The sequence below is a fragment of the Chryseobacterium sp. GTID13 genome, from assembly GCF_056172655.1.
Window position 1 is genome coordinate 1,407,736 of the sequence record NZ_JAOCMB010000005.1, and the last position, 26,479, is coordinate 1,434,214.

The following is a 26,479-nucleotide window of genomic DNA, read 5'->3' on the forward strand; positions in this document are numbered from 1 at the left end:
TTATTTATTTTTTTTCATAAAATTAATCATGACAGAATCCGGCATTAATTTCTTAGTGGCATAAAACCTGGAGTTCATACTTTTAAACTGATTAAAACGTCCACTGATCAACTTCAAGGCAGAAGCATCATCAGAAGGATCCTCCTCAGAGTTTTTAAGGGTGAACAGTTCGCCTTCATGAAGATAATATTTATCTGAAACAAAATCAGCCATCATATTTTTACTCTGCATGATAGGAATTCCGGCTTTGCTTACCTGCGAATCCGGAGAAAAACCCCGTCCTACCCAGGTAACAGTAGAAGGTGTACGGAGTTTATAATTGTTCCTGTAATAAGCTAAAACAGAAGGGGCAATATCAAAATGACTTGTCGTTTTCTGAAAACGTTTCGCTTCTTTCAGCAATGGCGAATAGATGAGCAATGGTACGTGAAACCTGTCAATTTTAGACTCCAGTGTGATTTCCGGCATACTGTGATCTCCCGTGATAACGAAAATCGTATGCTGAAAATCCGGACGTTTGCTGTAATTTTCAAAGAAGTTTCTCAGGGCATCATCTGCATTCAGGACAGAAATCAACTGGTTTTTATAGCCCACCGCCCATTTTTTCTGCTCAGGATTTAATAAACCGGATTGTAATCTTTCATTATAAATCTTTTCATAATACGCCCTGTTATTGATCAAAAAAGGATTATGGGTAGAAAGCGTAAGAAGCATATTAAAGTATGGCCTTTGCTGCAATTTCTGGGTCTCCAGCATCTTTCCGAAAACCGCCTGGTCTTCATAGCCCCAACTGTCTCCATTGGTTGCCGGAAGTCTTTTGTAAGCACCACCAAATGATGCAATATCCACTATATGATCTACTTTACTGTATTCCAGAAAATTTCTGTAACGATCGAATGACAGGTTTCCACCATAGAAAAATCCTGTTTCAAACCCGTTGGCTTTCAGGATATTATAAAGGTTAAAATGTTCAGGTGTATTTTCAATTTCCAGGAATCCGTTTTTCCCAAAAGGAAGCGACCCGGTGAGCGAAGGCAAGGCACCAAACGTCCTCCCCGCAGAGCTTAAACTGTTTTCCCAATACAAGCTTTTATTGGCCAAAGAATCCAGAAAGGGCGTGAAATTCCCCACGTAACCTTTGGGAGAAGTATAAGCATGTCCAAAACCTTCCATCACAATAAAGACAAGATTCGGAATTTCTTCGGATTTATTGAAATAAGCTCCTAAAAAGTCCGGAGTATTTTCTTTTCTCCAGAAAGGAAATGACTGGTTGAGCATTTCAGCATCGGCCGTAAAATTTTCTTTATCATTAATCAATTCACCGATTTCCGGATGGTCACTGATAAAATTATCTTTATTGGATATAAAAAAATAGGCCCATTTGCTTTTGGAAGCAGTCTGGCTGAAGCTATTATTGGTCTGGTTTAATTCCTTAGACTGCACCCTATTATCCGGAACAAAAAAGGCAAGCAGACCGAGGCTTAAAAAAGCTATTCCAACATATTTTGACTTAAAAGCGGATTTCCCTGCAATCCACAAAGGGATAGCACATACCGCAATTAAAACTCCCAGCAGTGCAAAATTTTTAAAATTAAGCATTCCCCCGCCCTTAAAATCTGTTTAATTTCATCTTTGCTATAGTACAAAAGATCGGCACCCAACAGGTTTTGGGTTTCCGAGAAATACAGGAAGAGAATGTATTGTGTAATAGCTACAAATGAAAATATGATCAACGCTGATAAATTGGCCCAGCTTTCTTTTATGGAATTAATAATTAAATAAATAACTCCAAAACCAAATATAAGTTTAAACGCAAATAAAATATTTCCTAAAAAGAGAGGTCCCGCAATTGAAGAAAAATTAAATCTTGGAAAAGAATATCTGTACCAAAACCATTCTGCCGTGACCCCTGCTAAAAACAGAATCAGGAATACCAAAGAGACCATTCCCAATTTCCTTAAGCCATTGTTAAGAATCGCGGAAATTCTTTCCTTTAAAGGTAAATTCTTAGTATTCTGGTTGAAGCCCTGCCTTGTCATCTCGCCCCAGCCATGAGATTTTTTAAAATAATCTATAAATCCGTTCACTCCAGCCTTCACCACGATTGGATGAAAATAAAAAGGCTCTGAAAAAGCAGTTCCTATCAAAGTAAGAAAATCTTTTCGCTTGGTATATACCTGATGGCTGACAAGATCCACCAGAATCCCATAAATAGAGTAAAGGAATCCCATTGATACCACCAGTGCAAATAAAACCTCGAAAAACGACCAGTTGATAATCCCCAATAAAAGAAAAGCAAAAAAGACGATGTATCCTAAAAACTCAACCAACGGGCCGAGAAATTCGAAGAAAAACCAGTAAGGAAGACTTACCATCCCCAGCTTTCCGTATTTTGGGTTGAACATCATTTTCCGGTGTTTCCATAAAGTTTCAATTGTTCCGCGCATCCAGCGGTTACGCTGTTTTTTCAGGATATCCTTGCTTTCAGGAACTTCTGTCCAGCAAAGGGGATCAGGAATTGTAAGCACTTCATAAGGCTCATTCCTTTCTTCCATATATTTCCTCATACGGACTACCAGTTCCATATCCTCACCTACCGTAGTTTTATCGTATCCGCCACATTCCAGAACAATCTTCCTGTCGAAAACCCCAAAGGCGCCGGAGATCAGAATCAGTCCTGATGCGCGTGACCACGCCATTCGCCCCAAAACAAAAGCCCGGATATATTCTAAGGCCTGCGTTTTTCCCAGCAGCGTTTTAGGCATATTTACACTTACTACTTTCCCGTCTTCAATGACGCAATTGTTGGCAAGGCGGATCACTCCTCCGCAGGCAATATATTTTTTGTCGGTTTGTTCAAGAAAGGGTTTGGCCAGTTTTAAGATCGCGTCCTGCTCCAGGATACAATCCACATCGATGCACACCAGATAATCTCCGGAAGAAACGTTAATTCCAACATTTAAGGCATCAGCTTTACCGCCGTTTTCCTTATCTACAACGATAAGCTTTTTAAAAGCCTGATTTTTACTCTTATAAACCCCTTTTATCTTATTGGTTTCAATTTTCCCCTGTACAAAGAAAGACACTCTTTCCAGCTCGTAAGCTTCGATCAGTTTCTGGATAGAATCATCTTTACTCCCGTCGTTAATGATAATAATTTCCAGGTTGTGATAATAAAGGGACAACAACGACCTTACATTTTCCACAATGGTCATTCCTTCATTGTAGGCAGGCGCAAGAAGACTGAAGGCGGGCGCATTGGGGTTGGCAGCAATAATACCGTAATCGGTGAATGTGTTTTCTTTTTTATAGCGTATAACGGCTCCCAGCGCATAGATCCCGATCCAGCCATAAATAACGGCTACCGCAGCTCCGTACAGCAGGAATAGCCATATAATAACTTCATAGATAATGTGTGAGAACTCTAACATACTTTTTCCCGGAGTGCGTATTTTATAATTTGAATTAATTCTTCGGACGACGTTTCATCCCTGGAAAGTTGTTCTAAATATTCCCGGTGTCCCAGCTCAAAAAGGGTTTCCGCAGCATACACCTTGATGACTGTATCATTGTTTTCCAATAATTCTTTTTTTATCAGCTCTGTGCAGCACTGGTCTTTGGAAACCTTCATCACACGAAGAATTTCAAGCTGAACTTCATGCGGCTGATCCGGATACACTTCTGTAAGAAAAGGAATTGTTGAAGGATTTTCCAGTGACAAAATCGTCTGTACGGCCTGTATTCTCACCTCGACTGAAGAATGCTCCAAAAGAGTAACTACAGTCGGATAAAAAGAAAGCATTTGAAACTTCCTCAACAGTTTTAAAGTAAAAATAATGACCGAGTCATTGGGGCTTCTAAGCCAGCTTTCGATAGCTTCTCCTGAATTTTCCGGTATGCTGGTAATAGAAAGAAGAAGACGGAGCTGTTGCCATTCTGAAATTTTTCCTGTCGCAGTATTCAGAAAATCAAGACCTTCAAAACCTTTAAAGCTTACCATAGCGTACTGTGCTTCCTGGTAGACCTGCGGGGAAGGATGAGTCAAAAAGAAGAAATTTTTGGAAGACTTTCTTTGACATCCATCACTGTAAGTTCCTGTATCCCACCAGCGATGAGGTAGGGCTTCTTCTGATCAAGCTTTTTGGCAGCTTCCTCCTGGAGATGATATTCTTTGAAGAGGTTTTTAATTTTAATTTTTGCCGATCCTGAGAATTTCTTTTCAGAATCTACAAGTTTCTGCAGGAATAAATTCCGGAATGACGAATTCCCCGAAGAGGCCATAAAATTTTGATCCGGAGACAGCTCCTGATCTTCATAAACAATAACTTCTGAGATTTTTTGATTAATAATCTTGATCCATTCTGAGGTTTTCACAGATTCTCTATATTGAAAAAAGCTGTAAAAAAGTACCCCTATAATCAATAACAGTACGAGTAGCAGCATCCCAAGGAATACGAGAAAAAGAAAATGTACAGAAGTGGTGAGCAGCATATTTGTTTATTTAGGGATAAATCTTTTAATTCTCAGCATCAATTCATTGGGGCTGAATGGCTTTACAATAAAATCCGAAGCCCCGAGATCGAAAGCATTAAGCACTACCTCTTCCTGCCCCATGCCGGACAGCATAATAACAGGAATCTGCTTCCCCATGGTTTTTATAGCAGAAAGTATTTCTATACCTGAAGCGAAAGGCATCATGATATCTGTAATGGCAAGGTCCACCTCTTTCTCTTTTAAGGTTTCAATGGCTTCCTTACCGTTGCGGGTAAGGATTACCTCATGACCTTCTTTTAATAATTTGTGTTCTATCGTTTTTAGGATCAGTTCATCATCTTCGGCGATCAGAATCAACATAGTTTTTGTTTTTATTTTATTAAACCTTTTATTAAATTCAATCCGATTGTTATTTCATCAGTTATTTCCTGCTGTAAGGATGAGAAATCTGTAGTTTCGTCTACTTTCTTTTCCCAGTATAAAGCGGTTTCTGCCAGCTTGATCAATCCGGCTGTTCCGGCAGTTCCTTTCAGCTTGTGGAGGACTTTGCTCAATTCTCTAGCATTTTCTTCAGCGACGGCATTTTTGATGTTGTTTTCGGCCTCGGAAAGCTGTTGGATAACCAAATTCAGAAACATTTTCCTAAAATCTTCATCATCTTCTCCCATTTGATCATTGAGAAGATTCAGGTCAAGGTATTTTTCCGTTATTACAGCATTTTTGCTTTCTGCTTTATTGCCGGAAATATATTTTGTAAGCATTTCCAGAAGATCAGCCTGCCTTAAAGGTTTCGGAAGAAAATCATTCATTCCGGACATGATGCATTTTTCCTTCTCACCTATTACAGTTCCTGCTGTGACTCCAATAATCGGAACATCCTGATATCCGGGAAGAAGACGGATCTGTTTGGTGGCCTCAATACCATCCATTACAGGCATCTGAACATCCATCAGGATCACCGAAAAATGTTTGCTTTTACATTGTTCCAAAGCTTCCAGTCCATTAGTTGCCTCCGTAAGCTGTGCATCAGGAATCAGGGATTTCATCATTTTGTTGTTAAGTACCATATTCACAGGGTTATCATCAACAAGTAAAACATGAATATCAGGCGGGAACAAAGAAGTTTCCATTTCCGATTCCGCAGCTGCGGGTAATTCTTTTACATTATACTGTACCGCACGTTTCAATGTTTGATAGAGCTCCTCTGATTTTATAGGTTTTAAAAGGAAGTATGAGTTTTCGTCTTTTCGGAAAGAATTGATCACATCATGCTCTTCAGAAGAAGTATGAAGGATAACAAGTGGAGAAGTTTCATCTTTCTGAATGAATAATTCCTTAATTTTTTCAATAGTTTCCAGCCCGGAAATAACGGGCATATGGTAATCCATTAAAATAACATCAAACCGTTCTCCTGACAACAAAATCTGTAAGGCTTCCATTCCATTGGCTGCCAGTTTCGATTCAACTTTTTTATACGCCAGCATGTGCTGAAGAATCACCCTGTTAGCTTCATTATCGTCTACAATAAGGACTTTTTCTATTTTCAGTTCTTCATCTTCATTGGTTTCGGACATTTCATAAGGCACCTCGATATCAAAGAAAAATACAGACCCTTTTCCCGGTGCACTGTTCAGCGAAAGGTGGCTTCCCATGTAGCCCAAAATATTATTCGATATCGTAAGTCCCAGCCCGGTTCCGCCGTAGCGCTTGCTGATGGAACTGTTTTCCTGTGTAAAAGCATCAAAAATATGCTGCTGCTTTTCAAGAGGAATGCCTATTCCGGTATCTCTTACAGAAAATCTTAGTGATATATTTTTATCGCTGATATTCAGCTTTTCTACTTTAAGCTCAATTTCACCTTGCTGTGTGAATTTTACTGCATTCCCTAAAAGATTGATAAGAATCTGCTTCAGTCGGGTTTCATCTAGCCAAAGGATTTTCGGCAGTCCCTGCTCGATATTAAGCAGCAGCTCAATATGCTTTTTCTGCGACTGATAAAGAATTACATTAACTACCTGGCTGACTAGGTCATAAACATTGGATTTTTCAATGAGGAGCTCCATTTTCCCGGACTCTATCTTGGAAAAGTCCAGAATGTCATTAATTATAGCAAGCAGGTTTTCCCCGGATTCATTAATATAATTAAGATATTGGCTTTGTATTTCATTGAGCGGGGTTTTTAAAAGCAGATCTGAAAATCCTATAACCCCATTCAGAGGGGTACGGATTTCGTGACTCATGTTGGCGAGAAATTCTGACTTAGCCTTGCTCGCAATGTCTGCCATTTTTTTCGCATTTTTGAGCTCTTCATTAATTTTAACAGCACTGGTAATATTCTGAACAGAAACTATTACACCACCTATCACCCCATCTGAAAGATACCATGGCCCTACTTCCACATTGTAATGCTGGATTCCCTCTTTATGTAAAAGCTCAATGGCAAAATCTTCATTTTTATAGACCTTTCCCTGCAAAGCATTCCTGTAAATAGCTTTTCTTTCTTCCGGAACATCGGGAGAAATGGTAAAGATATTCTCTCCCGTCAGCTCCATATGATTCATATTGAATTCTTCTTTCCAGCTGGTGCTTACCGAAATATAATTAAGCTCTTTATCGAACATTGCTACAGGAACAGGTACATAGGTTACGAAAGACTGCATCATTGCTTCTTTGTTCGCAAGCTCCAGGTAAATCTTTTTGAAGGCATCAATATCCTGAATGATCCCGAAAACCCTGTTGCATACCCCGTTTTCAAACTCCGGAATTCCTTTTACCCTCACCCAGATCGTAACGCCATCATTCCGGACAAGCTGAACCTCTTCATCGTAAGGAATACCTTCCGAAACAGCCCTTTTGAAAAGGAAATCAATTTTCTGCCTGTCTTCATCTTTGTAAAAACCAATTGCATTTTCAAGATCCGGCTGGAAATCATAGTCTATTTTATGAATTTCTTTTGTCGTCTTTGACCAGAATACAGCATTATTCTTAAGATTAACTTCCCAGCCGCCCACCTGAGCAACCGAACTTGTCTGCTCGAGCATTTTCTTAGCATATACCAGATCTCTTTCCAGGGTGATTCTTTCGGTGACATTCAGGGCTGTACTTACTACATAGGGGTTTCCGTCTTTATCGGTTTCTACAAGATTATGATACATCCAGATCAGCTCTTCGCCTTTCTTTGATTTGAGGATCATTGTCCCGAAATCTTCCTTGTTCTGATTGATCCGCTGCAGATATTGCTCCAGTAAAGGCCAGTTTTGCTCGGGAACAAGGTCTTTCAGATTCAATCCCTGTACTTCTTCCGCAGAATATTGCAGGTTTTCTCTTCCTTTTTCATTCACTTCAAGAATATTCCCTTCCATATCATGCATGCTCATCAGGCCAATAGCATTTTCAAAAAAGCTTCTGAAACGTCGCTCAGAGCTTTCAAGCTGAAGCCTTTCTTCTATACGTTGGGTAATATTAATCCCGAAACAAAAAATTCCGGAATGATTCTGATTCTGCTTCAGATACCATTCTATAAGAACAGGAGCAGCTCCATCTATATTGGTAGAAGTTATAAATACCAATTCTTCATCGGTCTGGAGAAAGTTTTCTAATTTGAGCAGCAAAGGAGGATCCTGCTTCCCCAGAATCGTTAAAAAACTCTGACCAACGGCCTGATTTTTAGGCAACCCGAAAAGTTTTTCAAAGGATGGATTTACTTCTTTAAGAATAAATTCCCGATCAATAACACAGATCAGATTATTGGAAATATCGAAAGTCTGCTGGAAATATTCGGCCTGAACATTTTTCTTTTTATTCAGGAAAAACTTGGTCACTGCCTCACCTATTTTTTTAAGGGTGGCAATCTGGTTTTCCGAAATAGTTTTAGGCTTGTAATCTATCACGCAAATAGTTCCCAATACAAAGCCCTCATCATCTATTAGTGGCACCCCTGCATAGAAGCGGATGCCACTTTCAAGTATTATTGAATTGCCGGATGATCTGCTGTCCTTCAATGTATCATTTATTACCACAACGTCTCCGCTTGCAATAGAATACTGACATAATGTATTTTTCCGATCTACGGTATCTAAAGACATTCCAATACAGCTCTGTATTGTCTGAATCTCGCTTTCCATAATCGCAATAAGCGAGCTGGGACAATCTGCAACCAGACACGCAGCTTCCGCAAAAACATCTAATTGAGAATCCTTTGGAAGATTCAGAAGATCAAATAATTCCAGTTTTTTAACTCTTCCCTTTTCATTATCAGGTACTGGATAATTGTCCATAATATTAATTTACTATTTGTTTTACGCTAAATATAGTCAGAAAATTATTATAAAAATTATTTTTATAAACTTAATTATTTCATAATTAATATATGCAATAATTAATTATGACTAATAATACTACTATAAAATAGAAAATTATTCAGAATATACATAATCGAAAAGTGTTAGATTCAAACTGTGAATCTAACAATTAGAAGTATGAAAAGGTACTTATTCATCAACTTTAACAAATCAAATAAAAATTGTTTAAACTCTATCCTATTTACCAAAAACAAAATGGCGTCGCTTATTTAAAAGCAACGCCATATTGCAGACATAAGCATAGATTGCGTAATTTCTGATTTGGTTAAGTGTAGAACCATTAAAAACGTCGTTTAGGGTCTCAAAAAAGATAGCAATTCCATTAGTTAGTAGAACACCATATTTCAACTTCATTACCTTTCCTTAAATTAATTCCAGGACTCTCTTGATCAACTTCTTCTACTAAAAAAAACGATTTTCTTTTATTAATATCCATTGGTAAGCATCACCATTCTCATAATGTACTACTAAATCTTCATTAATATACTCTGATATCTTACGCCCCAAGAAGTAATTATTTGATAGATTAATATCACTTAATTTATCTTTGCCATGTATATAGATAATTAATTCTACACAAAATTCTGAGATATTGTCTAAAAAACGGTTTTCAAATTTAACTAAACTATCACTGTCACTCAATAATTCTTGAACTTCTGTATCACGACATTTAAAAATAACGCTTAGCATTTTTTTTATATATGTATCTTCTTTTTCTTTTTTTAAATAAAAAACTAACATAAACATCAAATATTATTCTTCTGATATTGGAATTGGAATTCCAATCTGTACATTGTTATTTACCTTCAAGTGGGCATTGGATTTATGACCATAATCAACTCCTCCTAAATAATCCAGATAACCAATCCCATGCTTTTTAACGAAGGTTCTTTTAGCTGGTGGATCGCATGAATCATTTCCTCCTTTTCTCTCCTGATAATGGGTCTACACTTAACCAGAAGCTTCGTTTAGGATCGTAATATCTTACTCCGTAATAAAATAAAAAAAGAGTATAACTATTTTGTCTCAAAAAAGGCAGAAAATCCAAGGAGCTTGAGAACTTTTTAATAATCAAAATTGTTAATAAATAATATTCTTTTTATTGTATGTCTAAGTTTTTGACTAAAATGTTTATTATGCTTTGTTTCACCCAAAATTTTTGCAATATCCTCATTTAAACAATTCATTTTAATAATAAAATCTATACATAAATTTAACCAATAGTCTTGTTGATGATTTACTATATCCTTCACTATTAATTCTATAGGGAAAATATCTGAAAGTAGTATGTTGTGTTTATTGATTTGTATTTTTAACTGTTCAATTACCGTTTCTGTATTTTCAAAAATTATGTAAAAAGGATAACCATAAAAAGAATCGATATAAATATTCCTTATTTTATCTTCTTTAACAACTTTCCAGCCATTTCCAAGAAAATAACATTCATATTGCAAATCTGGAAGGTAAATTATTCTTTTTTCCATATTATTAATTTTACCATTTTTCATGTTTAACTTTTAAACCAGTATTTTTTTCCATAAATTCTATGAATTGGGCTCTATTTTGGTCTGTCCAATTATGACCATAATGTCCCGAATGTTCTGTGGTCAATATATTATTGCCGTCTCTTTTATACATTCCTCCAACATATCTACTTTTTCCTACAGTTCCAGCTTCTATTAAATTAGCCAAGCTTTCATGTGGAGATAATAATCCTTGTGGACCTTTTGGATTGCCAACTAGAAAAGTATTAGTTTCTGTATCAAATACAAATTCTATTGCACCTTGCTTAGGAAAATAATTTTTGAATTGAGCTACAGATTTCACCCTATCACTAACTTCTATTACTCCAGCAGCTGGTCCTGAACCTGACACTTCTCCTGCTTTATGAATAATGGCCATTGCAGCTAATCCTTCAAATTCCTCAGCCCCTGCATTTCCCCTGACAATCCTTCTTACAGCAGATTCTGCATCCCGATCTCCTTCAAACATCATGGCTGAGCCTTCTTTTCCTTGCATCCCTTCATTCCACATAGATGCAAGACCATTATAAGCAGAGCCCAAAGCATTCTTCATAAATCGGTCTCCATTTTCCAATACATCTGAGTCATACTGTTCTCTTTGCATGTATGGAAGCTTAATATTGTGCAATCCTAGCGTCAGAACAGGCTTTCCGCCATACTCACTTTTATTAAGATACCATGGCAAATCGCTTTGATCTGGTTCTTGAGTTATTGGCCCAACTGAAATATTAGCGTGAGATTTACGGCCAAATATCCAGTCATAGGCTTTTCTAAGAAAACTCCTTTTCCCGGGAGGATCACATGGGTTACCGCCTCCTACTCTTTCCCCCATCAATCCCGTTGGATCTGCAAAGTTAACAGGATCATTCCAAACATAGGCATACGGAGACTGCGTAATTTCTGATAATGGGTCAACACTTAACCAGAAGCTTCGTTTAGGGTCGTAATATCTTGCTCCGTAATAATAGTATCCGGTAGCCATATCAAGCTCTTTGCTATTGAACCTGTAAGGATTATCATAGCCCATCGTCGTATTTTCCATCAGCATTTCCCCATACGGCATATATTCGTACCAATTGGTGATATTCCCTTTAATATTCGTTAATATTGAGGCTCCGCTAAGGTGGTCAGGATGTATCCAGTACATTTCATTCTCCAGAATTTCCGGCGGAGTGTAGTTAATCATACATTCATCCTGCAAAAACTCAGTCCACCTTTCACAAAACTTTCCATCATTTAAAGCTTGCTCATAATATTCCGTCAGCTTAGTATAACACCTCTCATTCTCGTCCTGTAAAAATGTATAGATCTGCTGTTCCATAAGAAAGGAGCAGAGTGTATCATCATGCGTTGCAGAAACAGGCGGAGTATAGGTTCCCTGAGAATCTTCGCCCTCTACCCATACTTCATCAGGAAGGCCGGCTGCTACTATAATGTCATGTATTTCCTCTCCTAATAAAGATGCCTGTTCCTCGTAACCTTCGGAAAGGTTTACTTTAAACCTATGCGTAGGTACCGCGCTTACCCTTGTGGCAATTCTCTGGCTTCCCATATAATAATGCTTGCTCATGGTTTTGTTACTCAATACCATATAGCCGTTGGGATAATAAACAAAAGGTCCCATTTGGGTGGTATTGCTGGGATCATTCCCATTGACGTAAAGGTTTTTAGAAACCGCATCATTTTTCAGGATTCTCTCTCCGGCTGCGTCATATACGTAGTAATTGAAATTTTCTTTTTGAGTGACCACAGCTTTCAGGCGGTTCTGATCATCCCAGAACAGTTCTCTGTATTCTGCAGAAGTATTCTCAGACTGCTGCTGATCTTCTACGATAGTGACAAGATTTCCGTTGAGATCATAACGAAACATTTCCTTTGCATTGACTGAAAGGTCAATCGGAACCAGACCACAATCCATAGGAGCTGTGAAATTCTCAAATTTGGTATAAGATATCGAAGATACCGCATTAGGATGCACAGGATCTTCATATTTATATAAGCCTGCATCGCCTTCATTACTTGGAGTCATGCAGGTTCCATTTTTATATGTTTTGAGTTTAAAGTCTTTCACCTCCATATTTCCAACAGCATTATACTTCATATTTAAATTATAATATTTGGTATTCTTCTTTCCTGTAGCTGTTATTAGGGCTGAACCCAACCTTCCGAAAGAATCGTAGCTGAAAGTCTTATCCGTAGCTATTCCCATATCCATAGATGGATAATTTCCAGTCATGGGCGTAATACCATTGATTACAGAAACATTTCCGTTACCATCAAAAGAATATCTGTTTTTACGAATATTCGTATTTCCATTGTCATACAATAGAGAAAGTTCATTGACTTTCCCCCACGGATCATAGTTATACTGGGTTTTGGTTTCGTTTCCTGCAATGTAAGAGGTCAACTGGTCTCTATTGTTGTAGGTCATAGAATGGGCAATGTCCGTTGGCTTACTTCCTCCCGGAAGCTTGCTTGTGATTCCGTCCAGAAGCCCTGTCATATTATAGCTGTAAGTGACCTCTTCGGTATCCGGATAAAAAATCTTGTTGATTCTGCCATATACATCATGTACAAAAGAAGTTTTGAACATTTTGGGAACATTTTTAGGCGCTACCACAACCCGCATGTTTTCTTTTACATTACCCCATATGTCGTATTTAAAGTTTTGGGTACCTGTTCTGTCGGTTTGCTTTATCAGCCTTCCACGCTCTTCAGCAACTCCTCCTGGCTCACCATATACAAAATGTACCGAGTGATCAGGGTATTCTACAGATATTAACTGGTCAAAATTGTATTTATAATTAATTTTTTTCCGTTAGACTTCAAAACAGCATTATAGGTGGAGGTCACTTTACCGGTCATATCATATTGAAACCCTGATTCTCCTGCATCCGGTTCTGTTTTTTTGATATTTCTTCCAAATTTATCATAGAAATATTCTGTAATATGGTTTCCGGCATCCTGCATGGCAGTAATTTGGTGGAGACCATCATATTTGTAGCTCACCCATATATCTTCATTTCCATTAGTCTGCTTACTGGAAGTTGTTCTGCCAAATTCATCAGTATAGGAAATATTGGTGTTTCCCAAAGGACTCACTACTCTTGTTGAAAACTGTGTAAACCCATACCTGTCCATCCCAAATTCATAGAACATATTGGTGGTGAGATTTTGCAGTCCATTGTTAGTAGCGACATTAAACTGCGTAGTGCTCACAGGGCGGTCTAACTCATCATACGTAGTAGTTGAATAAATTTGAGCAGCCTGGTCTTCTGCAGTCGTGTAATCATCAAACTTTTTAAGAGAGGTCATAATATCGGTCCCTGTTGTCACCTTATCTCTGAGGATTGTTTTTACAGGCCTTCCCAGATGATCTTTAATCTGGTAAATGTTATTGGCAAAATAGTAGGTCTGGTTTTCTTTTTTAAACAGTTTCTTGGACATGATGCCTTCTCCCCATGCATCAGTAAATAAACTAACGAAGTAATTGGGCCTTGGGTCCTTGTCATTCTTGATAGGTTTTCTTTCCGTAATAGCTACCGGTATAGTTTCTGAAAAATAATAGTACAATCTGATCGTAAAATCGACATCCGTGGGAGCAAGATAGTCAGTAAGCCTTCCGAAAGAGTCATATGTATATTGAGCCGTTGCACCATTAATACCTGTTATGGCAACAGGAACTCCCAACAGATAATTATCATCATACTGAGTGGTGCTTGTATATCCGTATGCATCAGTGGTAGCCGTCAAATAGGTATGATACACCGGATCATAAACATAATTGTAGACCATTCGCTGTCCGTTTGCAGAAACCGGCTGTGTAACTTTGGTTAAATTACCATAAGTGTCATACTCCATATCAAAATCTGCCGTCCCGGAAGCCCCGTTACTGCCTGTTCCCAAGATGTCTTTTTTAATTTGTCTTATATTTTGGGCAGCATCCAGAACTGTGGTGCTTTTCCGCATGATCTCATTACTATTAGCTATTATAATTTTTTCTGAAGGTATTCCTACTATATTTTTAGCCCCGGGAGCATGATAGGAAATCTGTGTTTTTATACCTTGAGGTGTGTAGGTTGGTGTTGAGGAGCCTCTGTAGGTAGAACGGGTGACATTACCGTATTTGTCATAAGCATCAATTGTATTGACCGTTGTTTTACTATGACTCCCGGATGCGGAAAATTCAGTAAAAGTAGATTCTGTTTTATATAAAAGCGGTATAATCCTGCCGATATCCTTGTACTGGGGTTCGGACTGATTTTCTGTAAGCGCATATTCTGAAGAAGAAGGCTGGTCGAAATACCGGTAAGTATATTTCGTTTCGCTTCGTTTTCTATTCTGGCTGTCCAGCATATACGAAGAGCGTACAATTCCTTTTTTGTAGAAATACTGCCTTACTTTTGTGTCATTATAATTAACGTAAAAATTATTTTCATTACCCGTGTAATCAGTTTCATACTGGGTAACATAGGTTTGGTGCAGAACATACTCATTAAAAACTTTTGTTTTTACAATTCCGAAACCTAAAAATTCTCGCTCTCTCCTGTCCTGTATTCCTTTTTCATATTCAAAACTGAAATATTGAGCAGGCTTTATCCTCTGGGGATCTAAAACATTGCCCAAGTATGGAAGAGTAGTATCAATAGGTTTAAAATTCCATACAGCCATTCTGGAAAGCACGGTCTTTGAAAAAGGCATCTGGTAAGTCCCTCCTATAAGTGTTGCCAGGTTATTTTTTTCGTTGACATTGTAATACTCAAATTCAATCAATCCCTGAAGGGGAGTTTCAATACTAAGCAGTAAATTGGCTCTTGGCAATTGATTTTGATAAAATGTCAGTTCACCGTCATTTCCTGAAACAAGTAAATCCGGATATCCGTCTCCGTCAAAATCCCTGAGATCTACTTCCTGTTTAGACACAGACTTATCGGTTCCACCTCCTGCTGAAACACAAATTTTCAATCCAAAACAAGCACATAGTGTTCCATATAAATTAAACCCGGATGAATTCTGTTTATTATCCAAGCTAAAATTTTCATTGAAGTTCTCAAGAGGAATAAAGGAAGTTCCACTATTGATCAACATTTCATAGGTATTTCCATTCTTTACGATCTTATCTGCAAGACCGTCCCCATTGATATCTATTAATCCCACTTTTGCTGTAGATGAAGATTTCGAAAGTCCAACACCTGCAGCCCAGCTTCCATTAGCGAAGCTGAAACCACCTCCTCCTGAAACTGCAAAAGAATCCCCTTTCGACACCTCCGAAACGTCCCATCCGTAAGACTCTGGTGCAAAACCATTTCCTGTATTGATATATGTGCTTCCATCAGAAATATAATCCGTCAGGCCATCACCATTTATGTCAGCCCATACACCTGTACCCTGTGCCCATGCTTTTCCTACCGTAACATTAAGCCCTATTCCTAAAGCGAAAGAAGAAGATCCTGTGTGCAAATCTTTTTCTCCTCCTATGGCAAAGAATGTATTTGCAGTATTACTGAATTTGGCTACGGAAGCAGAAGCTGAAAGTCCTGCACCCAATATGAATCCTTTATTCTTAATTTCCTTTTCATTGATAGAAGATACTGCCGCTAATTGCCCCAAAACGTTTGTTTTCTGGTAATAGCTTCCTGAAATAATATCGGGATAATGATCCCCATTAAAATCCTGGAAATAATCTGATGTTTTTTCAGTAGAGATGCCTGCATGTCCACTGATGCCCAGCCAGGGAATTATTGATCCCGCAACATAAGCGTGAAATGCATCAGAACGGGAACGGAGAATTATTCCCCGTGGATTAGGCACTGAAAAAACAGGTGTTGTGACAACGGTAGAACTGCTGGAAGATACTCCCAGTACATAAGGCTGCAGATCGTATTCGGACAATTCTGCAGGTTCCATAGGAGATACATAAGCATCTGTTTCTGCATTCAATTGTAAGGGAGTAAAATATCGGTTATTATTCTGCTGAATAATATAATTCGTCATACATGTGAAGTAATCCGGAGAAGAAGGATTACAAGGAGAAGCTCCGCCCGGAGGTGGAACATTGGCTAATGGATTGGTTGTAAATTCATTTTCACGAATTGCCTGACTAGGATATTTTGAACCATTATATGTAAATCTGCCCCATCCCTGGTATACCAACCCTGTATTGATATTATAATGGTTGTTCTCCGAACGATAGGCAAAATAGTCAGCTTTATGTTCCGTATTTTCTAAAGCTGGGTCTCCTAAAAATGCAGAATTAATAATAAACGGGTTTTCCGAAGACAGCTTTTTTGTAACTACATAATCCGGAGAGCTGATCTCAAAATAAAAAGGCAGCATACAAAGCTCTTCATAACTAATAGGTATAGTCGCAAAAAAAGCACATATGTCTATTTTCGGAATCGGCATAACATTATTAGTAACATTTACCGTATTTTTCGCAGTGTAAACATTTCCGTTATTGTCCTTAATTTTTAATGAAAAAGTAACTCTTGTATTATGTGATTGGCTTAAGTTAATGGAATAATCATTCAATGAAGTATTTCCATTAAAATCCGGGAATACATAATAAGCACTTGCCGCCTTACAACGGGGACATACTGTTTTATCGCCGCAAAAAGGATATTCCCTGTATTTTAAGAAATCCTTAGGCAAAGTATTAATTAGCCTTTCAGAATAGGGATTATACTGTACTAAAGCTTTGACCGCAGTAGTGTCTGTATCCGACATTATCGTAAGAGTAGGCTTCCACTTGATCTTTTCCCATGAAACATTGGTATCGGAAGAAACATCAAAATGCAACAGGGTTATAGTACCGTCGGAAGGGTTCTGATTAAGTAACAAATTGGAAATATCGGAATTGGCAATTTCATTGTTTGCCACTGTAACTGAATTCAAATTATCACCTTTAATTAGTTTTTGGTGATATATCAGTGTAGATGGCGGCATCACACCAGTAGTATCAGATATTGACTGTATCGTTTTATAAATTTTAAAATCAACATCATCTGTAAATATTTCATTATTTAATTTATCCCAAGAAATATTGACTTTACTTTTATCACCTATTACATTTTGCTTTTGACTGGATGGCAAGTAATGAACTCTTGCATCAAATCTAAAATAGGTATTATTATTAGCATCCTGCATCCCCAGATCAGAAACTCCCGGAACAGAAGTATATACTATACTTGTATATGCTTTAACTCTATCTCCATTCTGATTAGTTTTAGAAGATGCTATTACGAATATCCTTTGCCCCTTTTCAACATGAGTTGTGGTGCCAAGAGCCTGAAACTGCCCCTGACTATTTAAGGTAACGGTTGGAGAAATTTGAGAGGAATTAGCAGGATTATATCCTGAGAGGTCTTCATTGGCTTTTGTCATTTCACCCTTTTCAATCCACACATCCACCCCATCCTGAGAGTTTTGAAGCAATGTTACTTCATTACTTATACGAATATCTCCCGATACAGGAGCTTCCCACATTCTTACAATATTGGCTAAAGAAGACGAGAATTGGCTAGTAGTTATAATAGTGTCCTGAACTGCATTGCTTCCTGCCAGAATAGCGTTAGGAGTTTCTTCCGTAACATTTACTGTTCCTGAAGCCGGCTGAGTCATAAACTGAGGGGCACCATTTCTTATCTTATTAAAGAAAACATCACCATAATGGATCATATCCAGAAGGCCATCGCCATTAACATCTGAAAAATAAATCGGTGAATTGCTGTTACCAAAAGAATAATTAGCCCCTACAACACCATTCGCAAATGAATATTCCAATCCGAGAGTAGTATTATAGCTATTATGGGTATAGATAGGAGTATCATCGGGAAGTCCGGAAGAAGAATATACCCCGCTAAATCCTGTTCTTATATTCTTTCTGAAGTTGATATTACCATTTGAAGAATAGAATGCTTTATCTAGCAATCCGTCTCCATCAATATCTAAAAGCTGATTTTTTCCATATGCCTCATTATCATCATAGCTTGCTGTAATCCCTATAGTCCCCTTTTTGTTAATTCCAACAAAAAAACAAAGCCCACCACCAAAACTTACTGCACCCCGAATATTTTTATTTTTACTATATGTTCCGGAAATAAAACTGGTATTGCCCCCTGAAAAAGAACCTACATCTCCGTTATCTTTTGGAGTGTTGTATACTTTGGTAGGTGTTTTTTCAAAAACACCCATATTGTGTTCATAAAGTAACTTGTGTTTGTTAAATAGAATGCCATTTCCATCTTTTTGAATAATCTCTGTTAAAAGTCTTTTGGAAAACATCCCTACGGTCGTATTATTTAACTCATATTCACGGATATTGATATTCGCTCTTTTAACTCTAATCTTGCTTAATATTTTTGCGTCTGCCAATTTAACTCCCAGTTTATAATTGAAAGTCATATCTCCTCTAATGCCCGCTTCATTTTCAAATTCAATAACAGTATTATTACTGTAAGTAATTCTTGACAGGTATTTATTTTTACCTCCTCCATCGAATGAGTCTGAATAGGTATAGGTTATAGTATTTCCGAAACGATCTGTAACTTTAGACAAAAACCATTTCACCACACTTCCTGAAGAATTACTTGAAGGATTATTGGTCAATACATCCAGATATTCTTTTTTTGTCCCGCTTCCATCCAATGTTTCCCACGTATAATCTGAAGGTGAAGATCCTTTTCTTGTGATGGTATATCCTTCTTTTACTCCATTACGGTAGTAAAACTGCCTGTTTGTTATTCTTACCTCGGAATAAGGAAGTTTATTGGGCAGGTAATCATCCCTGAAAACAAGCTGCTCACCTGCAATTAAGTAAATCTCAGTTTCCTGGCTACCAAATGCCGGAATACCCCATCTGGTATCAATATCGATAGTTTCTATTGGAATATCCCATCCCGTTCCTGCCCATCCGAATTTATTATCACTATTATATGCGATAGAAACATTAGGCTGAAAACCTCCAATTCCTGCAGGTATTTCAATAGGATATTTAACGTTTGTAGTACCTTGTTGATTGGGTGTCGGCGGAGCAATCAGGTTAATTTTAGATCCCGGATTAGCAATTGGCATATCATTAAACTCCGTTTGTGCGCCAGCTCCTGTTTCCGGGCTTTCTGGATGTTTAACAATACCTGCCATAAAATCAGCATTACTTAATGAAGTACGAAGTATAATATATTTTTTTACTGTATTTACACTATCAATATTTACAGGAGACCATTCTTTTTTAGTATAGTCAAACATAAATGCAGTAATATCTTTTTCCTGATAGTCCTTAGGAAGTTTATCTTGGTCATAAGGTAAATGAAATTCCGCCTCTTTTAAAGTTTTATTATTGAAACGAAATCCTGCATAATTATGACTTACATTAATGGTGGATAGATCTACCGGAGGTATATCAATTAATCTTAATCCTTTTACAATTCCTGATTCATTCTGTGAAACGATCATATGCCCTTCTGTTTCATATGTACTTATTTCTGCTGAAAAAGAATTCTCTACTGTCTTTTCAACAATTATTTCGGGTACGTATTGTGAGCCATTGAATTTAACAGTAAAAAACTTTTTATCTGAATTTTCATAAGAAGCATATTCAAATTCATTTCCTTTCAGGTTTATCTTTTCCCCTTCAATATCTAAAGATTTGATTCCGGATCCAGGATTTACAAATCCCCGAAGATACACAACCTTATCATTGTATATTTTTGCAGTTACAGTATAGGAAGAAGAGGAATTATTTGGTTTTTCAGTAATACGAACATTCTTAATCGCATAATAATCTCCTTTATTCAGGGCATTGAATAAGATTTTATTTTCCCCTTTTTTCAGGAGTTCTGTATTAAGTGGTTCAGACACTGAATTCCAGCCTGCTTTTTTGTGTCTGACATAACCGCCCATTGCAAAGCTACCATTGATACTTCGGGTCACAGAATTCGCATCCGAATAACCTTCTACCTCGTAATTAAGAATATAAGTTTTATTGGGATCTACGGCCGAAAGCTGAACATCAAATATGTTATCGGAAGCATTTGCATCTCTTCTTTGCGGATCTTTATTTCCGATCTCTCCTATATATCCTGAGTTTGTCAATCTGGAATTAAAATCACCAGACAATGAGCGGATTTTATTTAATTCGGTTTTAGATGTATACTTAAGCTTTTTATTCTCCGAAAGTAAAAGGTTCGCGGAAGCAGAATCAGTTACTTTATTTACCGAAAAGTTATGAAAAATATCCCGTGATTCTTTATTAATATGCTTACCACTTTTACTCGGCTTTAGAAAATCGCAGTTAATTTTAAATGGATTAGAATATTGATTTGAACTTTTAACCGCTCTTACCATATTTTGATCTTTGTGGATAACTTTATAAAGTGTCCAGCTACTTAGAGAAAGAATAACAGGGATAAGAACGGGTAACAGTTCAATGGTATTATGCCTGAAAAATGAACGTCGCTTCATATCTTGGATTTTGTGTTTTTTATTAGTTATTAGTTGATAAGAAAATTAACTCCTTTTGCTTCTTCAGGAATAAATATTTTAATATTGTAATATCCTACAAAAGCAGGGATGCTCATCGGAATGCTAAAATCAGAAGCTGAATTATACTGACCTTGCTTAACAAGTACTCCTAAACTGTTGAATATTTTAATTGTCAATGGCTTAGCAGTTTTCAGCTCTACTTTTATCGTCAGATTCCCATCATGAGAAGGGTTCGGAGATACGGTAATTTTTTTAAACAAAGAAGTACTTTGTAAAGCGTCGTATTCAGTTTGGCTAAGTACAGAAAGTGTTTTTGTTATTTCGCACCCCAGCTTGTTTTTGATAAGCAATTGATAAGTGCCCTGCCCGTTAAGAAGGTAGGGAGCAGTATAAGTTACTGCACCCGAAGGAGCTGTAAGAGTATACTGATAAGAAGATGTATTAAGGTCCAATTCTATTGGTGTCCCCATCCAAACATATTGGTTGTCAATATTCTGGTTAACAATGCCTTCAAGATCAAAGCTCCTTATAATATCTGGATACCCGTTCCTATGAATACTAAGCTCATAATTATCAGGAGCAAGATTGTTGAATAAAACAGGATTAGAGCTCGCGGAAGTAGTATTCACTACCATTTGATTGGTGGTTATACTTTTTAAGCTATAGGTAAATGGAAAAATATTTTCCGGGACCGATATTTTTACGATACCGTTCCCAAATTCGCTACAAGTGCTGATAAGTTGTACAAGTATATCACTTTGGGAATCTTGTAAATTAAAGGTAAAATAATCAATCCCATCAAGATCAGTATCCCAAGCGACATCTTTGAAAACATATAATGAATCATTCAATTTCTCTCCCAGAATATCCGTAGAAAGATCACTCTGATAGTTACTTTCATTGGTAAAAATTCGTAATCTTATTTTATCATTTTGTTGCAATCCGGTAAGATTAAGATAGAGATGAGTTTTCATAGGAATTGATCCTGTGTTTTTCACCTGTGCTTTCCACATTCTCATCATATCCCGTTTAGGATGTGCAGAAATAAGATCTGTTTCTTTGAAAGTTAAGGCTTGGTTATTATCTCCCCACAAGAGAAAGCTACCTTGATTAATACTGGTATTATTTTGATTATTAGTTGCTTGTACCTGACCTAAAGAAACTACAATATGCTCGTCTTCTGCATTTGCAGATTGTTTTTGATACAATCCGAATGCATCATCCCTACCTATACCGGTAATCCTAAAATTGTAGTTTTTATTTTTTTTAGAATCCCAAATAATTTGATTTCCAGAAGAAATATAATTTTTTTCAGATATATCATTAATGGTAATTCCATATTTTATTGAAAGATAAGTTTCAACTTTCTGCTTGTCTATTACAGAAAGGTTCCTGTTAAAAACAAGAATCTCAGGAATTAAAAGTGAATGATCAGTTCTCTTATTTAAAAAGACAATAGGATTAATTTTATGATTACTATCATTTTTGGTAAAGGTTAATATTTTTGAACCAGCTTGAGCGCTGTTAATTCTTAATGAATCATTAAAATCATCAATCCCAATACTACTGATAATAGTACTTCCTATTTTACCATAAATCCTTTTTTCATTTCCTCCAAATTTATTGCTGACAATAAATAAGGACGGTTGATTTAAGCCCGCATCTAATTTTTTAAAAAAAGAGCCGGTTACAGGATCTTTAATTAAATGAAAGTTCATTAATTTTCCAGCCAGGGTATCGGTAGGTAAAATACTATCTTTCACATTATTCTTTTTGAAAGAAAGTCCCGGAACTCCACCAAAAATAGTAGTTTGAGAAAACAAAAAAGAACAGCAGCAAAATATAAATATAGAGGTATAAACTTTACTCATATTGAATTAAGATATAAAATAAATATTAAGAGAAGTAGCAGTCTGGAGCTTATAAGATTATTGTATAATCAGAAAGTGAAATAGGTTTATTTTTTTCATCGTTTGTATTTTTAAGTGTTTCAAATATTATATTTTATTTTTTATGTTAACTATATATAATTGTTCTGCATCTTAAATAATTAGCATTTGTAACTAATCAGTTTGTTTAAGAATTAAAAGGGCAAGAAATTCCATTACAGTCAAATTTCATATTTTAACATATTTTATGATTTTCAAAAGTATAAAAAAATATTACATATATTGAATAAAAAATATTTTTTATAAAAAAATATTTAAAAGTTAATTTCAAAATACAAATTTCATTAATGATTAATTTATCAAAATCTCTGGAAATACACCTAGTTAAGGGGATTTATTTGTTCATTTTTTAAGATGAATTTCTATCATAAAAAATGATAAAAAATATCTGACAATTAATAAATAGTATATTGATTGATGCAATTACGAACTCAGATCATAGCTTCAAATTTCAGGTATAAGAGATACAAATTATCCCATAAAACATAATTAAACCAAAGGTCTGCCATGGAAATAAATTATCTTTGTTGCAGACTAAATTTTGTCAGTTATGAAGTTAGAATTATATCAAATAGATGCTTTTACAGAAGAAATTTTCCATGGAAACCCTGCATGTGTTGTTCCATTAAAAAACTGGTTACCCGATGAAATACTTTTAAAAATAGCCCGCGAAAATGCTGTCGCAGAAACAGCTTTCTTTATCGATAATGGCAGTACCATACATCTGAGATGGTTTACCCCGGAAATAGAAATGGATTTGTGCGGACATGCTACTCTTGCCACGGCTCATTGTCTGGTTTCCATCTTAAATTATCAGGGCAGCAGAATGGTTTTTCAAACCAAAAGTGGTGAATTAACAGTTAAAGTAAAAGATGGGGTTTATTATATGGATTTCCCGTCAAGAATCCCTGAAGCGTCTACTCTTCCGGATATGATAACCCAAGCCCTTAATATTCAGCCTAAGGAAGTCTTCAAATCAAGAGATTATGTTCTGGTATATGAATCTGAGGAAGATATAAAAAAGATTAAAATTGAAAGATCTGTTTTTGACCTTATCAATCTTGACCCTGGAGGAGTTATTGTGACAGCCGCTGGTACTGACAGTGATTTTGTTTCAAGATATTTCACACCGCAATCGTCAATCCTTGAAGATCCGGTAACCGGCTCTGCCCATTGCTCGCTGATTCCGTTCTGGTCATCAAGACTAGGAAAAGATAAACTTTTCGCCCGCCAGCTATCGGAAAGAGGCGGTGAGCTTTATTGTGAAAACAAAGGTGAAAGAATAATTGTAGCAGGTAAAGCCAGAACTTATTCCGAAGGATATTTCCGGATAGAATAATGATATTGTGATCTGACTAAAAAGCCAAATGGCGCCGCTTTTCTCAAAGTGGCGCCATTTTTAGTAGTATTTTAAACCAGAAATCTTATTTCTTCAATTCTGCAATCGCGTCTGAAATTCCGCCACCGGCAATTTCAAAGAAAGATGGCCCGGCTAAAAGGTATACTTTTTCTAATTTTTTTGTTTTGGACAGGTTATGCTCTTTCAGATAGGTTTCAGAACGGTTTGCACTGACGATACCTTTCACTACATTTCCTGCTACCAGAGCAGTTGGCGAATCTATTCCCGCATCTTTTAAATCACTTGCAAACGCAAAATTGGTTACCCCCAATCTCATTGCTTCGCGGGCGGCAACTTCTCCCACTGAAGTCATCAGTTCAGGAGTAAAATTGTTTCTATTGCCCAAGCCGATCAGCAATAATTTTTTCGCAGACATAGAACCTGCAGGAGGTGTTATTAAAAGAGTTTCCAAGGAATGTCCTTTAAACTGTCCCGACTGTCTGATTTTTGTAAATTCACCTTTCAAGGCATCATCCAAATGTACCAATCCGTTCAGATTGGCAGGTAAAGCCTGGGCACTGTGAATATCATTTTCCGTATATTCGAAAACACAGGCAACCTGAAGCTGGGCATCGGCAGAGGATGGTCCCTGAACCAAGCCTATCATAGAAATTCCATCCACTGAACCCCAGTTTTTTGATGTTCCTACGGCAGTGGTTTTTGCAGATGAGTTGGCTGCAGTTGTAGTTGTTTGAGCAAAAGTCAGGGTTGAAAATGCTAATCCGGCAATGAATAAGGATTTGCCAAGGATATTGGTAAGTTTATTTTTCATAATGATTTATTTTTTAAGTTAATATTTATCTAGTTGTTTGTTGTTTTACTGTGTATCAAAGGTAGGTTTTGAAATAATTTTCAGCCTTGATGTGGGATAATTAAAAACGAATTTTATGTATGCTTAATCTAAAATTTAAAAACGATTCTTGAATTGATGAATAGTCCGTCCTTGTCATCTTCAATAATATCATCTACGAATTCGCCGGTTTTGAAATACTGAATTCCAGTATTGAAAGTGAAAAATTTATTGATCTTATAATTAAAGCTTCCTAAAAAAGCAGTTCCGATATATCTCTTTTTTGAATTCACGGAAGTCAGGTTCAGAGAACCGCTTGGCCTGTAAACACCATCCTGGGTAGAATATCTCCAATTGAAAACCACGTCTGCCTGAACCGTTATTTTGCTACTCAAATCTACCGTTGCGTAAGGATGGATATCAATCAGATTCACAGGTCCGATTTGCGGATTGAATCCGAAATATCCTCCTTTAGGATAGAGCGGATTGAAAGTTCCCAGCTTTCCATCATTTTTGTTTCTGTCTCCGGAAATATAATCGTTGCGAAGATTGATGGTCGGTTTTCCTTTTACATTTTCAAACAGATAACCAATGTCTGCAGAAGCCGTCCATGCACTGATCGTTCCTTTATTGAAGTTCCCGAACTGATAAGCCGCTTCAAAATTGTAAATAAAACCGCCACCGTATTTCCAGAATCTCCCGCCTAATGTATGTCTTGTCTCGTCGCCGATTCCGTCTTCAAAACGTGAGTCTTTCCGGTGAATTCCCAGATAATAGAATTCCAGATTTCCACTTTTAGGAAGAATGAGGGTGTTGTAACTACCCCAGAGATTGATGGATTTTGAAAGTTTATTATCAAACGCCCCAGTATTGATTTCGCTTGCCATCATCATAAAAGCATCCGATTTGAAGTTTCCTTTCTGGTACATCAGCTTTAATCCATCAAAGTACAGCCTCAGGTTCGGACCTTCCCGCACAGAAATCAATCTTCCGCTTCCGTAGTCCAGCTCCTGTCTTCCTGCACGAACGGTTAGTTTTTCTTTTTCATTTTTAACCGCATCTACGTCTATAAAAAGATTCTGAACATTCAAATGATCTTCATCTATAGGTCTTGGGCCATTCTTTCTGCCATTTTCCCACGCACTTCTCAGCTGTCCGAAAATTCTCACTCTTGAGCCTAAATGCAAATCTGCATGAACACTATATCTCTGGATAAAAAACGGGTTGCTTCCTATTCCCAGTCTTCCCCAGTCTTCATTATTAAATTCTACAAACTCTGCTCTTGCTTCTCCGCCTAAGGATAAATATTTATTGCCATTGTTTTCGGAAAGCGGAATATATTTCAATGAGTTATAAAACGTCTTTGCAGAATCCTGGTAGGCTGCATAATTTTCATCAAACCTCATCAGCTTAAATTGTGCGGAGATACAGACAGGCATTAAAATCTGCACAATCAACAGTATTGCAATTAACTTCTTCAT

At 36.9% G+C, this 26,479-nt stretch carries 14 protein-coding genes; 1 reads left to right on the top strand and 13 read right to left on the bottom strand.

Annotated elements, in window-relative coordinates; all coding sequences use genetic code 11:
* The 11 genes from N4G44_RS13020 to N4G44_RS13070 form a co-directional block, all read right to left on the bottom strand.
* Window positions 1-1,599, bottom strand: coding sequence for an LTA synthase family protein (locus N4G44_RS13020; protein WP_474927498.1), 1,599 nt, complete (start codon window positions 1,597-1,599; stop codon window positions 1-3).
* Window positions 1,560-3,431 carry a glycosyltransferase family 2 protein gene (locus tag N4G44_RS13025; protein WP_474927500.1) on the bottom strand — a complete coding sequence of 624 codons (1,872 nt, stop codon included), beginning with the start codon at window positions 3,429-3,431 and terminating at the stop codon, window positions 1,560-1,562. The genes N4G44_RS13020 and N4G44_RS13025 overlap by 40 nt, the downstream gene beginning before the upstream one ends.
* A complete protein-coding gene (locus N4G44_RS13030; protein ID WP_474927502.1) occupies window positions 3,425-4,045 on the bottom strand; it encodes a HEAT repeat domain-containing protein in 621 nt (206 codons plus the stop codon). The genes N4G44_RS13025 and N4G44_RS13030 overlap by 7 nt, the downstream gene beginning before the upstream one ends.
* Window positions 4,042-4,374, bottom strand: coding sequence for a hypothetical protein (locus N4G44_RS13035; RefSeq protein WP_474927503.1), 333 nt, complete (start codon window positions 4,372-4,374; stop codon window positions 4,042-4,044). Before N4G44_RS13035 ends, N4G44_RS13030 begins: the two co-directional genes overlap by 4 nt.
* Before the next feature lie 123 nt (window positions 4,375-4,497).
* Window positions 4,498-4,854 (bottom strand): response regulator transcription factor, encoded by a 357-nt coding sequence (locus N4G44_RS13040; protein ID WP_474927505.1) that lies wholly within the window; start codon window positions 4,852-4,854, stop codon window positions 4,498-4,500.
* Window positions 4,855-4,865: 11 nt separating this feature from the next.
* Window positions 4,866-8,771, bottom strand: a complete 3,906-nt coding sequence (locus N4G44_RS13045; RefSeq protein WP_474927507.1) for a PAS domain S-box protein — start codon at window positions 8,769-8,771, stop codon at window positions 4,866-4,868.
* A 486-nt stretch (window positions 8,772-9,257) separates the two neighbouring features.
* A complete protein-coding gene (locus N4G44_RS13050) occupies window positions 9,258-9,602 on the bottom strand; it encodes a hypothetical protein (protein ID WP_474927508.1) in 345 nt (114 codons plus the stop codon).
* 317 nt (window positions 9,603-9,919) lie between these two features.
* Window positions 9,920-10,339: a hypothetical protein gene (locus tag N4G44_RS13055; RefSeq protein ID WP_474927509.1), complete on the bottom strand. Its 420-nt coding sequence runs from the start codon at window positions 10,337-10,339 to the stop codon at window positions 9,920-9,922.
* 10 nt (window positions 10,340-10,349) lie between these two features.
* Window positions 10,350-12,971, bottom strand: coding sequence for a polymorphic toxin type 43 domain-containing protein (locus N4G44_RS13060; RefSeq protein ID WP_474927511.1), 2,622 nt, complete (start codon window positions 12,969-12,971; stop codon window positions 10,350-10,352).
* A gap of 185 nt (window positions 12,972-13,156) precedes the next feature.
* Window positions 13,157-20,494, bottom strand: a complete 7,338-nt coding sequence (locus tag N4G44_RS13065) for a SpvB/TcaC N-terminal domain-containing protein (protein WP_474927512.1) — start codon at window positions 20,492-20,494, stop codon at window positions 13,157-13,159.
* A 374-nt stretch (window positions 20,495-20,868) separates the two neighbouring features.
* The gene (locus N4G44_RS13070) at window positions 20,869-22,731 is read right to left on the bottom strand and encodes a DUF8202 domain-containing protein (protein WP_474927514.1); all 1,863 of its coding nucleotides are present in this window, start codon (window positions 22,729-22,731) and stop codon (window positions 20,869-20,871) included.
* A gap of 628 nt (window positions 22,732-23,359) precedes the next feature.
* Between N4G44_RS13070 and N4G44_RS13075 the strand changes: the two genes are divergently transcribed.
* Window positions 23,360-24,148, top strand: coding sequence for a PhzF family phenazine biosynthesis protein (locus N4G44_RS13075; RefSeq protein ID WP_474927515.1), 789 nt, complete (start codon window positions 23,360-23,362; stop codon window positions 24,146-24,148).
* Between the two features lie 85 nt (window positions 24,149-24,233).
* Here the strand turns inward: N4G44_RS13075 and N4G44_RS13080 are convergent, their stop codons facing one another.
* Together N4G44_RS13080 and N4G44_RS13085 are read right to left on the bottom strand one after the other, a co-directional pair.
* Entirely contained in the window at window positions 24,234-24,980 is a 747-nt protein-coding gene (locus N4G44_RS13080; protein WP_474927517.1) for a M17 family peptidase N-terminal domain-containing protein, read from the bottom strand.
* Between the two features lie 128 nt (window positions 24,981-25,108).
* Complete coding sequence (locus tag N4G44_RS13085; RefSeq protein WP_474927519.1) at window positions 25,109-26,479, bottom strand: alginate export family protein; 1,371 nt, start codon at window positions 26,477-26,479, stop codon at window positions 25,109-25,111.